This window comes from Bradyrhizobium sp. 1(2017) (assembly GCF_011602485.2).
In the GTDB taxonomy this organism is placed as follows: domain Bacteria; phylum Pseudomonadota; class Alphaproteobacteria; order Rhizobiales; family Xanthobacteraceae; genus Bradyrhizobium.
This window is the reverse complement of the sequence record NZ_CP050022.2, coordinates 7,235,678-7,248,382: the sequence shown is the minus strand read 5'-3', so window position 1 is coordinate 7,248,382 and position 12,705 is coordinate 7,235,678. Positions and strand designations below refer to the sequence as shown.

General features: G+C 64.8%; 13 protein-coding genes. 8 read left to right on the top strand and 5 right to left on the bottom strand.

The features are described from left to right. Positions 1–28: 28 nt before the first annotated feature. Together HAP40_RS34390 and HAP40_RS34385 are read left to right on the top strand one after the other, a co-directional pair. A complete protein-coding gene (locus tag HAP40_RS34390; protein WP_166812918.1) occupies positions 29–1,642 on the top strand; it encodes an acyl-CoA synthetase in 1,614 nt (537 codons plus the stop codon). A gap of 14 nt (positions 1,643–1,656) precedes the next feature. Next, positions 1,657–2,664, top strand: coding sequence for a zinc-dependent alcohol dehydrogenase family protein (locus HAP40_RS34385; protein ID WP_166812920.1), 1,008 nt, complete (start codon positions 1,657–1,659; stop codon positions 2,662–2,664). Here HAP40_RS34385 and HAP40_RS34380 read toward each other — a convergent pair. Next, positions 2,661–3,611 carry an AraC family transcriptional regulator gene (locus HAP40_RS34380; RefSeq protein ID WP_166812922.1) on the bottom strand — a complete coding sequence of 317 codons (951 nt, stop codon included), beginning with the start codon at positions 3,609–3,611 and terminating at the stop codon, positions 2,661–2,663. The genes HAP40_RS34385 and HAP40_RS34380 overlap by 4 nt on opposite strands. A gap of 303 nt (positions 3,612–3,914) precedes the next feature. Here HAP40_RS34380 and HAP40_RS34375 point away from each other — a divergent pair, with 303 nt between their 5' ends. After that, positions 3,915–4,739: an outer membrane protein gene (locus HAP40_RS34375; RefSeq protein ID WP_166812924.1), complete on the top strand. Its 825-nt coding sequence runs from the start codon at positions 3,915–3,917 to the stop codon at positions 4,737–4,739. 21 nt (positions 4,740–4,760) lie between these two features. Here HAP40_RS34375 and HAP40_RS34370 read toward each other — a convergent pair whose 3' ends face one another. Further along, positions 4,761–5,960: an MFS transporter gene (locus HAP40_RS34370; protein ID WP_166812926.1), complete on the bottom strand. Its 1,200-nt coding sequence runs from the start codon at positions 5,958–5,960 to the stop codon at positions 4,761–4,763. 183 nt (positions 5,961–6,143) lie between these two features. On the opposite strand from HAP40_RS34370, the gene HAP40_RS34365 reads away from it, so the two are divergent. The 3 genes from HAP40_RS34365 to HAP40_RS34355 all read left to right on the top strand — a co-directional run bounded on the left by HAP40_RS34365 (position 6,144) and on the right by HAP40_RS34355 (position 9,084). Continuing rightward, a complete protein-coding gene (locus HAP40_RS34365; RefSeq protein WP_166812928.1) occupies positions 6,144–6,947 on the top strand; it encodes an MBL fold metallo-hydrolase in 804 nt (267 codons plus the stop codon). Between the two features lie 154 nt (positions 6,948–7,101). Beyond that, positions 7,102–8,121: an alpha/beta fold hydrolase gene (locus HAP40_RS34360; protein ID WP_166812930.1), complete on the top strand. Its 1,020-nt coding sequence runs from the start codon at positions 7,102–7,104 to the stop codon at positions 8,119–8,121. 15 nt (positions 8,122–8,136) lie between these two features. Then, on the top strand, positions 8,137–9,084 hold the full coding sequence (locus tag HAP40_RS34355; protein WP_166812932.1) for a fatty acid desaturase: 948 nt from the start codon (positions 8,137–8,139) through the stop codon (positions 9,082–9,084). Positions 9,085–9,140: 56 nt separating this feature from the next. Here HAP40_RS34355 and HAP40_RS34350 read toward each other — a convergent pair whose 3' ends face one another. Continuing rightward, a complete protein-coding gene (locus HAP40_RS34350) occupies positions 9,141–9,389 on the bottom strand; it encodes a hypothetical protein (protein ID WP_166812934.1) in 249 nt (82 codons plus the stop codon). A 136-nt stretch (positions 9,390–9,525) separates the two neighbouring features. Next, positions 9,526–10,506, bottom strand: a complete 981-nt coding sequence (locus HAP40_RS34345) for a helix-turn-helix transcriptional regulator (RefSeq protein ID WP_166812936.1) — start codon at positions 10,504–10,506, stop codon at positions 9,526–9,528. An 88-nt stretch (positions 10,507–10,594) separates the two neighbouring features. Here HAP40_RS34345 and HAP40_RS34340 point away from each other — a divergent pair, with 88 nt between their 5' ends. Then, a complete protein-coding gene (locus tag HAP40_RS34340) occupies positions 10,595–11,239 on the top strand; it encodes a glutathione S-transferase family protein (protein ID WP_166812938.1) in 645 nt (214 codons plus the stop codon). 16 nt (positions 11,240–11,255) lie between these two features. After that, entirely contained in the window at positions 11,256–11,690 is a 435-nt protein-coding gene (locus HAP40_RS34335; RefSeq protein ID WP_166812940.1) for a DUF6157 family protein, read from the top strand. A 3-nt stretch (positions 11,691–11,693) separates the two neighbouring features. On the opposite strand, the gene HAP40_RS34330 is transcribed toward HAP40_RS34335, so the two are convergent. Continuing rightward, positions 11,694–12,479, bottom strand: a complete 786-nt coding sequence (locus HAP40_RS34330; RefSeq protein WP_166812942.1) for an enoyl-CoA hydratase/isomerase family protein — start codon at positions 12,477–12,479, stop codon at positions 11,694–11,696. Positions 12,480–12,705: the final 226 nt, after the last annotated feature.

The following is a 12,705-nucleotide window of genomic DNA, read 5'->3' as shown; positions in this document are numbered from 1 at the left end:
ACAATAAAGACGTCACACGGAGGAACACATGACCGGCGACACCACAGCCATCATCTCGAAAGCGCGCGAGCATTCCATCGGCGATCTCTTGCGCCGCGCGGCCAGCCGCGAGCCGAACAAGCTTGCGGTGAGCTGCGGCGAGGTGAGCTGGAGCTTTGCCGAGATGGACGCGATCTGCAACCGGCTCGGCCGCGGCCTGCTCGGTCTCGGCGTCAAGAAGGGCGATCGCATCGCGGTGCTCTCACGCAACTCGCACGCCTTCGCGGCGCTGCGCTTTGCGCTGGCGCGGATCGGTGCGGTGCTCGTGCCGATCAACTTCATGCTCAATCCGGACGAGATCAATTTCATCCTGAAGAGCTCCGGCGCAAAGCTGCTGGCGACGGGACCGGATTTCGTCGAGCCGGCGCGCGCGGCCAGCGCCAAGGATTGCGCCGTCGAGAAGATGATCTGGCTGCCGGGCGAGGATCCGGCGACGGCACCTTCGGGCCTCACCACTTTCGACGATCTCCTGCAGGCCGACGGCTCGTTCCTGGAAGCGGCCGTCGATAGCCGGGACCTCGCGCAGATCGTCTACACTAGCGGCACGGAATCGCTGCCCAAGGGCGCGATGCTGACCCATGAAGCCGTGATGTGGCAGTATGTGAGCTGCATCATCGACGGCGGCATGAGCGTGGAGGACCGATTCCTGCACGCGCTGCCGCTCTATCATTGCGCCCAGTTAGATGTGTTCCTGGGGCCGCAAATCTATCTCGGTGCCTCCGGCGTGATCACGGGGAAGCCGACTGCCGACAACATCCTGGCGTTGATCCAGGCGCACAGGATCACCTCGTTCTTCGCGCCGCCGACGATCTGGATCGCGATGTTGCGGTCGCCGAACTTCGACAAGACCGACCTGTCGACCTTGCAGAAGGGCTATTACGGCGCCTCGATCATGCCGGTGGAGGTGCTGCTCGAGCTTCAGCGCCGTCTGCCCAACGTCAAGTTCTGGAATTTCTACGGCCAGACCGAGATCGCGCCGCTCGCGACCGTGCTGCGTCCCGAGGACCAGCTGCGCAAGGCCGGCTCGGCCGGCAAGCCGGTGCTCAACGTCGAGACCCGGGTGGTCAACACCGCGATGGAGGACGTCAAGGTCGGTGAGGTCGGCGAGATCGTGCACCGTTCGCCGCATCTGCTGTCCGGCTACTACAACGATCCGGTGAAGACCGCAGCGGCGTTCACGGGCGGCTGGTTTCATTCCGGCGATCTCGCCACCGTCGACGACGAGGGCCACATCACCGTCGTCGACCGCGTCAAGGACATGATCAAGACCGGCGGCGAGAACGTCGCCAGCCGCGAGGTCGAGGAGATGGTCTACCGCATCCCGGCCGTCTCCGAGGTCGCCGTGGTCGGCCTGCCCGATCCGCGCTGGATCGAGGCAGTGACCGCGATCGTTGTGATCAAGAGCGGCGAGACGCTGGACGAAGAGACCGTCGTCAAGCACTGCGCCGGCCAGATGGCGCATTTCAAGGTGCCCAAGCGCGTCATCTTCGTGGATAGCCTGCCGAAGAACCCGAGCGGCAAGCTGCTCAAGCGCGAGCTGCGACAGCGCTTCGTCGGCGGCGAGACGCTCGACAAGGCGATCCAGAAGAATTTTGGCACCTGAGACGGAGCGTTGCCATGAAAGCCTGGCAGGTCGCGCGTGACTGGTCGATCGAAGGGATGGAGCTGGCCGATCTGCCGGAGCCGGCGCCTGGTCCGGGCCAGGTCGCGGTGCGGATGAAGGCAGCATCGCTGAACTATCGCGACCTGCTCACCGTGCAGGGCAAGGGCGGTGTTTCCAGATTACCGCTCATTCCGTTCTCGGACGGCGCAGGTGAAGTGATCTCCGTGGGTGACGGTGTAACCCGCGTCGCGGTCGGCGATCGAGTCTGCCCGATGTTCTTCCAATCCTGGATCGACGGGGAGGTTTCGGCGGCCGCTCGCCGTTATGCGCTCGGCGGCACGCGGCCGGGCGTCCTGCAGGAGGTGATGGCGGTCGACGCCGAAGGCGTCAGCCACATTCCTTCGCATCTGTCGTTCCAGGAGGCTGCAACGCTCCCTTGCGCCGGCCTCACGGCCTGGCGTGCGTTGTTCGAACATGCAAAGGTACAACCCGGCGACACCGTGCTGGTGCAGGGCACAGGCGGCGTGTCGATCTTCGCCCTGCAATTTGCAAAGCTGGCCGGGGCGAGCGTGATCGTGACCTCGTCGAGCGACGAGAAGCTCGAACGCGCCAGGGCGCTCGGAGCCGACCACACCATCAACTATCGGTCAGTTCCGGAGTGGGGCAAGGCCGCGGCGGCGTGGACCGGAGGCGGCGTCGATCATATCGTCGAGGTCGGCGGCAAGGACACGTTCGCGCAATCACTGGAGGCCGCGCGCGTTGGCGGCACCATTCTGGTGATCGGCATACTCACGGGCGTCTCGCAGCAGATCGCGATCTCGAGCCTGTTCGCCAAGAACCTACACGTCATCGGCCTCTCTGTCGGCAGCCGCCGTATGTTCGAGGCCATGACCGCTGGGATCGGACGGAACGCGATGAGGCCGGTGATCGACCGCGCCTTCGGCTTCGAGGCCGTCCCCGACGCATTGCGCCTGATGCAACAAGGCGGCCATTTCGGCAAGATCGTGGTCGAGTTCGCCTAGTTGGTCTCGCCGGCCAGCTTCCTGATGTCGTCCGGTGTCTGTCCGAAGCGGCGGCGAAACACGCGGTGGAAGTAGGAGACGTCGTGGAATCCCGCGAGGTGCGCGATCTCGATGATCTTGCGCGTGCGCATGGCGGGATTTCGAAGCAGCCGCTCGGCGCGCAGCAGCCGTTGCTCCAGCACGAAGCCGCTATAGGTGATGCCGGCCTGCTCGAACAGCAACTGGATGGTGCGCGGGCTGATCCGGTGCGCGGCTGCAAGATCGGTGAGCGACAGCGCTGGACTGTCGAGCTGCGCCAAAATGTCTGATTTCAGGGTTTGGAAGCGCGCTGCCGCAAGGCCGCGCAGTTGCGCCTCTTCGGCGACATCTCCGCGCGCCCCGATCATCAGCACGGAGAGATCGAACAGGTGCTGCGAGACTGCGTCGAGCTCCGCGGGTGCGAGCTTGTCGGCATGCGCATGCGCGAGGTCATAGTACCGCAGGAACATCGACGTGATCGGATTGGCGGCGGGAATCGACCGCGCGATCAAATCCTCGGCGTTCGGGCAGGCGCGCAGCAGCGCCTTGCGCGGCAGCAGCGCGGTCTGGAAATTACCATACGCCAGTTGCGTGATCTGCGCGCCCTTGATCGAAGGGTCGCCGATCGTGACGTCGCCGGCGGCGACCTCGAGCGGGCGTTTCCCCATGGCTCCGCGCAACGCCGAATTGGGTGACATCGTGATCACCAATTCGTCGTTCGTTCCCAATGACACGAACGACATCGGCGTGCCGAACGAGGCGGAGAGTCTGAGGCGGGGAAGAATGGCCGGCGCAATAGTCCGGTGAACGCGCCCTTCCCCGACGGGCACGAAATCGACGTTTGCCACCTGACGGCAAAACTGCTCGCGCCATCTTTCATAGGCGGGACCGTTCGGATCGCCGTCGAATGAGAGTTGTGGCTGGGTCATCGATTGCTGGAAAAAAAGCTCGTTGGCAATTTGTTGCGGCGCGCATCCTCGTCGTCGCGCCGCGGTGCGGCAACCAGAAAAACGCGAGATTGCGCGAAAAGCCACTCGCAACTGCGCGCTGAGCCAGTGACCAGGTGCCGCAGCCAGGCTTCGGCGACGTGTGCCTGGATCGCAACAAACGATAACCGATTTGGCGGTTTTCACGTCAGTCCATCCAACGGTTCGCCGCTCCCCACGAATCGCCTTGCCTTCACGCCTATCGTCCCGCTCGCAATGACTGGCCGATTGGAAGGAAATGACTCGATGAGACGCCGTGCGAGGGATTTGCTGGCTGCTGTTCTGGCACTTGGCTGTGGGGCGGCGACGGGCACCCCCGCGACGGCCGGCGACACCGCTCCAGTCTTCAGCTGGACCGGTTTCTACGCGGGTGTTCACGCCGGCTACGGCACCGGCGATGGCAATGCTGCATCCGTCGACCCCGGCGCACTTCTGGCGCTGTTTCCCGGCGTCAACAATGCGACGTCGACGGCATCTGCACCGTTCACGCTCGGTGTCGATCAGTCCGGTGGGCTGGGCGGATTGCAGGCCGGCTATAATTGGCAGGCCGGCCATCTGCTCGCCGGTGTCGAAGCCGACGTCAGCGTCTCCGGGATTGGCGGGCGGGCATCGGGCTCTTATGCGCTGCGACCCGTTTTCCTCGTCGGCGATTTCGACAATTACACCGGCATGGTGACGGTGACTCAGGATATCGACTATCTCGGCACGCTGCGTGGCCGCCTGGGTCACGCCAGCAGCAATTGGCTGCTTTATGCGACGGGCGGTCTCGCCTGGGCGCATGTCAAGGCGAGCCTCAACAGCGGCCATGCACGCCTGACCAACAATCTGATCATTGCGGGATTTCCCGGCGCGCTGGATGGTCACGCCTCGGCGAGTGGCTTCAATCTCGGATATGCGGTCGGCGGCGGCGGAGAATGGTCGTTCGCGCCGCGTTGGTCGCTCAAGGCGGAGTATTTGTATCTCAACCTTGGCCACCAGCTCGCGCTGTCCATTCCCGGGACAAGCCTGCAGGCCAGAGACATCGAGCTTCACACATTCAGGGTCGGCCTGAACCGGCAAGTTTCGCCGTGACATCGGTGATGACGGTGAAGCTCAATATTTCTTCACCGTCGCCCCGAACGCCAGCCACAGTGCAATCGATGCCAGCCCGAAGCAGCCGAGCAGCAGGAAGGTCGGGCCATAGCCGATCCATTGCGCGATCCAGCCGCCGAGCGCGGGGCTGAGGCTCGCGCCGACGCCCTGCACCGTGATCACGGCGCCCTGGCCGAGATTGATTCGGCCGGTGCCATTGAGCGAGCGCGCGACCATGCCGGGGACGGCAACCGTCTGGAGCCCGGTGCCGATGCCGTCGAGCACCTGCATCGGCACGACGCCCCACCACCCCGTGACGAAGAAGGCAAGCACGCCGCGGATGGGCAGGAACATGAAGGAGACCAGGATGATCGGCCAGTAATTGCGCTTGCTTGCCGCCTTCATCGCGATCAGCGAGGTCACGATCATCACGCCCTGCGCGATCACGACGGTGGTCGCGACGAAGGTCGGGCCGTTGGCCTGTCCTTCGGCAACCGCCGCAAGTCCGTAGAGCGGTACGATTGCGGCATTGCCGAGATGGAACAGTGCGAGGGCCAGCGCCAGTACCAGCAGCGCACGATGCTTGAGCAGCATCGTGAACGCATCGGGCGCGCTGTCGGGATCATCCTCCTTGCAGCCGCGGGACGCGCGGTCGTCGATCGCCTTGGCAGGGATCATCATCACGCAAGCGATCGCGATGGCGCCGAATACGGCCGCCAGCGCGAACACGGCAAAATAGCCGTACTTGTAGCCGAGATAGCCCGAAAGCGCGGCGCCCACCATGTTGCCGGCGTGGTTATACGCCTGGTTGCGGCCGTTGAGTGCGTTGAAGCCCTTCTGCTTGGCGATGCCGAGCGTGATGCCTGTGACCGCCGGCACGATCGCGGCGCTCGCCAGCGACTGCGCGACTTGCGAGAACGTCACCGCCCAGAAGTTTTGCGAGATCAGGATGATCGCGGATGCCGTCACCACGCAGATGCCGGGAATGACGACCCACAGCCGCTTGTTGCGGCTGGAATCGATGAACCCGCCGATCGGCGTCGTGACCAGCATGCCCGCGACATTGCCGATCGTCATCGCGGTGCCGATCAGGCCGGTCGCCCAGCCGCGCTCCTGGAGGAAGACGCCGACGAACGGCCCGATGCCCGACTGCATGTCGGCCATGAAGAAGTTGAGCGCAAACAGGGGCCAGATACGAGACGTTGAAGGGCGCGATGTCATCGAGACGCTGAACTTGGTGCTGCCGATCGAACCGATCTCGCATGAGGCGGGGACTGCGGGCCCGTGGGTGCCCGCGGCGGACCTGAACCTAACCTTCGCTCGTCGCGATGGTTCCGGTTGCTCTTGCCATCCGGGGACTGCGGCGTCATGTCTTGCAGGACCGCCTCATGATGGATCACGACGATGCCCCTCTGGACCTGCGAAACCTGCGGCGCACAATACCCGGTCAGCGAGAAGCCGCCCGCATCGTGTCCGATCTGCGAGGACGAACGGCAGTTCGTCGGCTGGAAAGGGCAAGCCTTTCTCCGGCGCGAGGCGCTGGCTGAAAGCCATCGGCTTGTTTGGCGCGACGATCTCGGCCTGACCGGTCTCTCGCTCGAGCCGAGCTTCGCCATCGGCCAGCGCGCGCTGCTGGTGCCGCTCGGCGATGGTTGCTTGATGTGGGACTGCGTGCCGCTGGCGACGCCGGAGGCGATCGCGCATGTGCGTTCGCTCGGCGGACTGAAGGCGATTGCGATCTCGCATCCGCATTATTACGGCGCGCTCGCCGATTGGAGCGATGCCTTCGGCGGCATTCCGGTCTATCTGCACGAAGATGACCGTCAATGGGTGACGCGGTCTCATGCATCGATCGTGCACTGGACTGGCGAGAGCCATCGCATCTCCGACGAGGTGCTGCTGCTGCGCACCGGCGGTCATTTCGCGGGGGCCACCGTGCTGCACTGGCCGCGCGGCGCGGATGGCAGGGGCGCGCTGCTCACCGGCGACATCGCGCAGGTGACGATGGACCGTCGCTTCGTCAGCTTCATGTATTCCTACCCCAACTACATGCCGCTCAACGCCGCCGCGGTGCGGCGCATCGCGGCGGCCGTCGAGCCGCTGGCTTTCGACCGCATCTATGGCGCCTGGTGGGGCCGTAACATCGCTGCAGGCGCCAAGGCCGCGTTTGCGGCCTCGGTGAAGCGATACATCGCGGCCATTGCCTGATGCGCGTCGGCCAGAATCCCGTTGCCTCTTTCAAATAAATGTACTAATCGTACAGTTATTTGCGCGGCGGAACAAGCGTTGTCGGTCCGGTCCGATCGATGCATCTTTGTTGCGGCGGGCGCATTCTGCGGCCGCGTGAGCGGGAGTTGGACGCATGACCGGGCAGCGCGACTACGAGATCTTCGAGGCCGGTGACGTCACGCTACAGTCGGGCTCCGTCTTTCCCGCGATGAAGCTTGCCTACAAGACCTACGGCACGCTCAATCCGGCGAAAGACAACGTCATCCTCTATCCGACCTCGTTCAGTGCGCAGCACTTTGACACCGAATGGCTGATCGGGCCCGATGGCGTGCTCGATCCCACGCGCTACTTCATCATCATCCCGAACCTGTTCGGCAACGGCCTGTCGTCCTCGCCGTCGAATTCCGGCGACGGGCCATTCCCGCAGGTCAGCTATCACGACGCCATCGCCGTACAGCACCGGCTGCTCGCGGAACGTTTCGGGATCACAAAACTTGCGCTGGTCTATGGCTGGTCGATGGGCGGCATGCAGGCTTATCACTGGGCTGCGCTGCATCCCGACATGGTCGCGCGTGCCGCGGTGGTTTGCGGCAGCGCCCGGTGCGCGCCCTATAATTACGTCTTCCTCGAAAGCGTGAAGGCCGCGCTGTCAGGCGATCCCGCCTTTCGCGGCGGCCGCTTCGTCGAGAAGCCCGTCGCCGGCTACCGCGCGATGGGCCGCGTCTATGCCGGCTGGGCGATGTCGCATGGCTTCTATCGCGACGAGCTCTGGCGCGAGGCGGGTTTCACCTCGCTCGAGGATTATCTCGTCCGCAATTGGGACACGACCTTCGCCCGGCGCGACGCCAACGACCTGCTGGCGCAGGCCAGCATCTGGCAGCGTGGCGACATCAGTGCATGCGCGGCGTTCGGCGGCGATCTCGATCGCGCGCTTGCCGCGATCAAGGCGCATATGCTGCTGATGCCGGGCGCGACCGACCGCTATTTCGACGTTCGCGACAACGAAGGCGAGCTTCCCAAGCTGGTCAATGCGAAGTCCGCCGTGCTGCATCCGATTCCGTCGCTGCACGGCCATCGCGCCGGCAATCCCGTCAACAACCCGCGCGACCAGGCCTTCATCAAGGCCGAGATCGCGGCGCTTCTCAGCAAGTAGGGCAGGCCTCCGATCATGACTGACGCCACCGTCCCAGAGCCCGGCCATCGCCTGAAGCCACTGACGCCGGCGATGCTGCGCGAATTGTCGGTCCGCTCGAATGTCAGGGGCGCCGCGCAGAGCCTCGGCCATTACGGCGCGATCCTGCTGATGGGTGTGCTGATCTGGATGGTCACCTCACGCCTCGGCGTGCTCTGGGCGGTGCCGCTGATGGCGGTGCAGGGCTATTTCGTCGCCTTCCTGTTCATGGCGGTACACGAGACCGCGCACAAGACCGCGTTCACCAGCCGCAGCCTCAATCTCGCAGTGGGTCATCTCTCGGCCTTCCTCATCGGATTGCCTTACGAATATTACTGCCTGTTTCACTGGGACCACCACCGCTACACCCAGGACCCGGAGAAGGATCCGGAACTGATCGTGGGGGTGAAGCCGACCTCCGACACCCAGCTCGCGATTGCCTATAGCGGCCTGCTTCAGGTTGCCGGCCGTCTCCGGCTGATGCTCGGTCATGCCGTCAGCGGCAAGGTCACCGTACCCTGGATCCCCGAGAACAAGCGCGCCATCATCGTGAGAGAGGCGCGCGCCTATCTCGCGCTCTACGCGCTCCTCTTTGCGCTGTCGCTGTGGTCTTCCTCGGCGCTGCTGCTCTGGGTCTGGGTCGTCCCGCTCGTCATCGGGCAGCTCTTCCTGCGGCCCTATCTCTACGCCGAGCATACCGGCTGCGACCGCACCCGCAGCGCCTTCCAGAACACCCGCACCACCTATACCGGCGCAATCGTCAGATGGTTTGCGTGGAACATGCCCTACCATGTCGAGCACCACGCCTATCCCTCGATCCCCTTCCATGCGTTGCCGAAGCTGAACGGGATCGTTGACGGCGAGATCGTCCATCGCGGCCGCGGCTACCTCAGAACGACGCGCGAGACATGGGCCTGGTTTCGTCGGCAACGGCAGGCAAGCTAGCCCAACGCAAAACTCCGGCCGCGATGCGACCGGAGCTTTGTCGTGAAGGGGAGATATCAGTAGATGCCGTAGGCGCAGACATTGACGACGCGGACGCGCATGCCGTGTCGGGTGCGGACGAGGCGCTCCTGGTAGCAGTTGCTGACGCCGGTGTTGAGGTAGATGCCGCCAAAGCCCCAGCCGGGACCCCAGTGGTTATGACCGTAGTGGTGATGGAAGCCGCCGGCCGAAGCCGCGGTGGGCGCGAGGGCGGCAACGCCGAGCGAACCGGCGGCGATCAGACCAAGTGCAAGCTTACGAAACATTTCATTCTCCATTTGGCGCAGGGCCATTGTTGTGTCCCTGCATCCTCGGTCGGGCTGAAACGCGAATGCGTTCACGGCCTGCGGCAAGAATCGTGTTTCAGAAATGTTTCGTCGGCTGCGGCGATGTACGCCGCGATCAGGTTTTCCGCGACGCGCGATAGCGCGCCGCCATGGCCTGCGCCAGCTCGGCCATCTTGTCGCGGAGATCGGTGGGCTCCAGCACTTCGGCCTCGGGACCGAGCCGCAACAATTCGGACGCCGCATGCCATGAGGTCTTGCCGACCGGCACTCTGGCGATGCGCCAGCCATCGGCATCGGCGGTCTCTTCAAGCTGCGTGCGCGCCTTGACGTAAGGCTGACTCAGCGCGTCGAGCAGCTTGACGCCGAACGGCGACAGACGGACGACCGCGACATTGGGATGCATCTCGGCCTCGAGGCGCAACGTCGCAGCCTGCCAATAGGCGGCGAGATCGAAATCGGCGGGTCGGTCGAAGCGACCGTCGAGCGCGGTGCAGTCGAGCACGCGCGCGACGCGATAGGTGCGCACGCTGCCGTCGACCTGCCCGGCGAGATACCAGCTGCCGCCCTTCAGCACGAGGCCGAGCGGTGCGACGCGGCGCTGCTTCTCCGCGCGCCAGCTCTGGTAGCGGATCCTGATCAGCGTTCCGCGCAGCGCCGCGCCGGCGATGGTGCGCAGATGCTTCGGGTCTTCAGCCTCGCCGAACCAGCCCGGTGCGTCCAGGTGAAAGCGTTCCTGCATCCGTCCGGCGTCCTCGCGCAGATTCGCAGGCAACGCCGCCATCAGCTTGTTCTGCGCGGCGATCATCGCGGCGTCGAGCCCGAGCGCCGCGGCCGGGCCCGGCAATCCCGCCAGGAACAGTGCGCCCGCTTCGCTCTGCGACAGCCCATTCAGCCGCACGCGATAGCCATCGAGCAGGCGATAGCCGCCCTCCGCGCCGCGGTCGGCATAGACGGGCACGCCCGACGCCGCGAGCGCATCGATGTCGCGATAGATCGTGCGCACCGAGACCTCGCAGGCCTCTGCAAGCTCGGGCGCGGTGACCTGCCCCCGCGCCTGGAGGGTGGTGAGGATCGACAGCATCCGGCTCGCGCGCATGATTCCTTAGATCATACCTGACACAGGATGTCAGGTATGATCCGCTACAAGCTGCGCCATCGCCAAGGGCCAGATGGGAGCCGCCGCCATGACCGATCCGAACCGCCTTACGCTGTATTATTCGCCGCAAAGCCGAGCCACCGGCACGCGGGTGCTGCTTGAGGAACTGGGCGCGCCTTACGATCTCCATATCCTCAACATGAAGGCCGGCGAGCAGCGCCAGCCCGCCTATCTCGCCATCAATCCGCTCGGCAAGGTGCCGGCCGTCCGCCACGGCGGGGCGCTGGTGACCGAGCAGGTCGCGATCACCATCTATCTCGCCGATCTCTTCCCGCAGGCGGGGCTGACGCCCGCGCTGAACGATCCGCTGCGCGGACCCTATCTGCGCTGGATCGCCTATTATGGCTCGTCGTTCGAGCCGGCCCTGATCGACAAGTTCATGCAGCGCGAGCCGGCGCCGATCACGCAATCGCCCTATGCCGATTACGACACCATGCTGGGCGCGCTCGAGGCGCAGCTGTCGAAGGGGCCGTATCTGCTCGGCGAGCGCATGACCGCGGCAGACGTGCTGTGGGGCGTCGCGTTCAGCTGGACCATGATGTTCGGAATCGTTCTGAAAAAGGACGTCTTCGTCCGCTATGCCGAGCGCATGACCTCGCGGCCCGCGTTCCAGCGCATCAACGCGGCGGATGACGACATGGCCGCGCAGCATGCTGTGGTCGCGGGAATATGAAGAGGCCGGATCTCATATGAACAAGCCGATCCATACGACCAACTGTTTCAACATGTTCATCCGGGTTGCCGAAGATTGTCCGGCGCGCTCCGGCGAGGAGCCGCCGCCGCGTGCAGGACAGCCGACGGTGGCCGGCTTGCAATATACGATGATCGTGAAGGCTCCTTACGAATATACATCCGACGATGTGATCTTCGCGACCTCAGCACCGGGGCGCCAACTCGATGTCAAGGCGACTAAGGCGGAGAAGAGCGCCGCCCGCGCGGCGTTCTTCTCGCGTGGGCAGGCCTGCATGCGTGCCTCAAGCCTCGGCAAACGCTTCGGCTGGGGTGTGCATGCCAACAGCGAAGGCCGCATCGCGATCTACGCCGTCGACAGCAAGCGCTATCAGGCGCTGGCGCGCGACCCAGAGCTCACGCAGGTGCGCGCGATGCGGTCAAAGCGCGGGTAGCCCTCAATACCGCGGCGGGCGTTTCTCCGAAAACGCCTTGATGCCTTCCTTGATCTCGTCGCCGCGCATGCTGTCGCGGTGGCGCTGGTCGGCCGCTCCTGCGTCGAGCTCGCCGCGGGCGAATTCGTTGATCGCGCGCTTCATGCCGCGCATCGCCAGCGGGGCGTTGCCGGCGAGAATATTGGCGAGCTTGCCAACTTCTTCATCGAGAGTCTCTTCCGGCACCATCGCGGTGAGGTAGCCGATGCGCAGCATCTCCGGCGCGCTGATCCTCGAGGCGGTCAGGAATAGCTTCTTCGCATTGTCGAGACCGAGCCGGGTTACGTAGCGCTTGATGCCGCTCGTGTAATAATGCAGCCCGAGCCGCGCCGCCGGCATGAACATCTCGGCGGTGTCGACGCCGATGCGGAAATCGCAGGCCAGCGCCAGGTCGGTCGAGCCGCCATAGACCCCGCCGTTGAGCCGGCAGATCGTGGGAACGCCGAGATCCTCGAGCCGGTTGACGACCACCTCGAACGCAGAGCCCGCGCTCTGCTGCTCATGGGCGCTGACGGCGCGCTCTGCCACCGAATTCAGATCATAGCCCGCGGAAAAGGCGCGCCCGGTGCCGGTCAGCACCAGCACGCGAATGGCCGGATCGCTCTCGACCCGGTCGAACAGCTTGACTAGCTCGCCGAGATCCTCCGCCTGGAGCCGGTTGAGATGCTTTGGCCGGTTGAGGCGGATGGTGGCGCACGCGCCATTGATTTCGAGCACGGGGCTGGATGCTGCGTCGGCCGTCTCCGACATTCTTGTCTCCATTGTTTTCGAGCGCGCGGCGTTTTGCTTCGTTGCGGCCGGCCGTGGCAGTCGCAAACCGGGCCAGAGCAGAGATCAGCGGCGTGGGCATGCGGGAGGGCGGCTCGGTTCTGGCTCCTGCGGTCCCGGCTGGGACGTCGGCGCCAAAGTGCCTGCATGGGCCCAAGCCGTCAACGACGGGCGCCGGCAGCCTGGTCGGCGCGTCTGCAGCGGCCGG

What these genes read in the sequence shown, in the direction of transcription:
- HAP40_RS34390 (WP_166812918.1), top strand. Translation starts at nt 29, where the DNA reads ATGACCGGCGACACCACAGCCATCATCTCGAAAGCGCGCGAGCATTCC.
- HAP40_RS34385 (WP_166812920.1), top strand. Translation starts at nt 1,657, where the DNA reads ATGAAAGCCTGGCAGGTCGCGCGTGACTGGTCGATCGAAGGGATGGAG.
- HAP40_RS34380 (WP_166812922.1), bottom strand. Translation starts at nt 3,611, where the DNA reads ATGACCCAGCCACAACTCTCATTCGACGGCGATCCGAACGGTCCCGCC.
- HAP40_RS34375 (WP_166812924.1), top strand. Translation starts at nt 3,915, where the DNA reads ATGAGACGCCGTGCGAGGGATTTGCTGGCTGCTGTTCTGGCACTTGGC.
- HAP40_RS34370 (WP_166812926.1), bottom strand. Translation starts at nt 5,960, where the DNA reads ATGACATCGCGCCCTTCAACGTCTCGTATCTGGCCCCTGTTTGCGCTC.
- HAP40_RS34365 (WP_166812928.1), top strand. Translation starts at nt 6,144, where the DNA reads ATGCCCCTCTGGACCTGCGAAACCTGCGGCGCACAATACCCGGTCAGC.
- HAP40_RS34360 (WP_166812930.1), top strand. Translation starts at nt 7,102, where the DNA reads ATGACCGGGCAGCGCGACTACGAGATCTTCGAGGCCGGTGACGTCACG.
- HAP40_RS34355 (WP_166812932.1), top strand. Translation starts at nt 8,137, where the DNA reads ATGACTGACGCCACCGTCCCAGAGCCCGGCCATCGCCTGAAGCCACTG.
- HAP40_RS34350 (WP_166812934.1), bottom strand. Translation starts at nt 9,389, where the DNA reads ATGTTTCGTAAGCTTGCACTTGGTCTGATCGCCGCCGGTTCGCTCGGC.
- HAP40_RS34345 (WP_166812936.1), bottom strand. Translation starts at nt 10,506, where the DNA reads ATGCGCGCGAGCCGGATGCTGTCGATCCTCACCACCCTCCAGGCGCGG.
- HAP40_RS34340 (WP_166812938.1), top strand. Translation starts at nt 10,595, where the DNA reads ATGACCGATCCGAACCGCCTTACGCTGTATTATTCGCCGCAAAGCCGA.
- HAP40_RS34335 (WP_166812940.1), top strand. Translation starts at nt 11,256, where the DNA reads ATGAACAAGCCGATCCATACGACCAACTGTTTCAACATGTTCATCCGG.
- HAP40_RS34330 (WP_166812942.1), bottom strand. Translation starts at nt 12,479, where the DNA reads ATGTCGGAGACGGCCGACGCAGCATCCAGCCCCGTGCTCGAAATCAAT.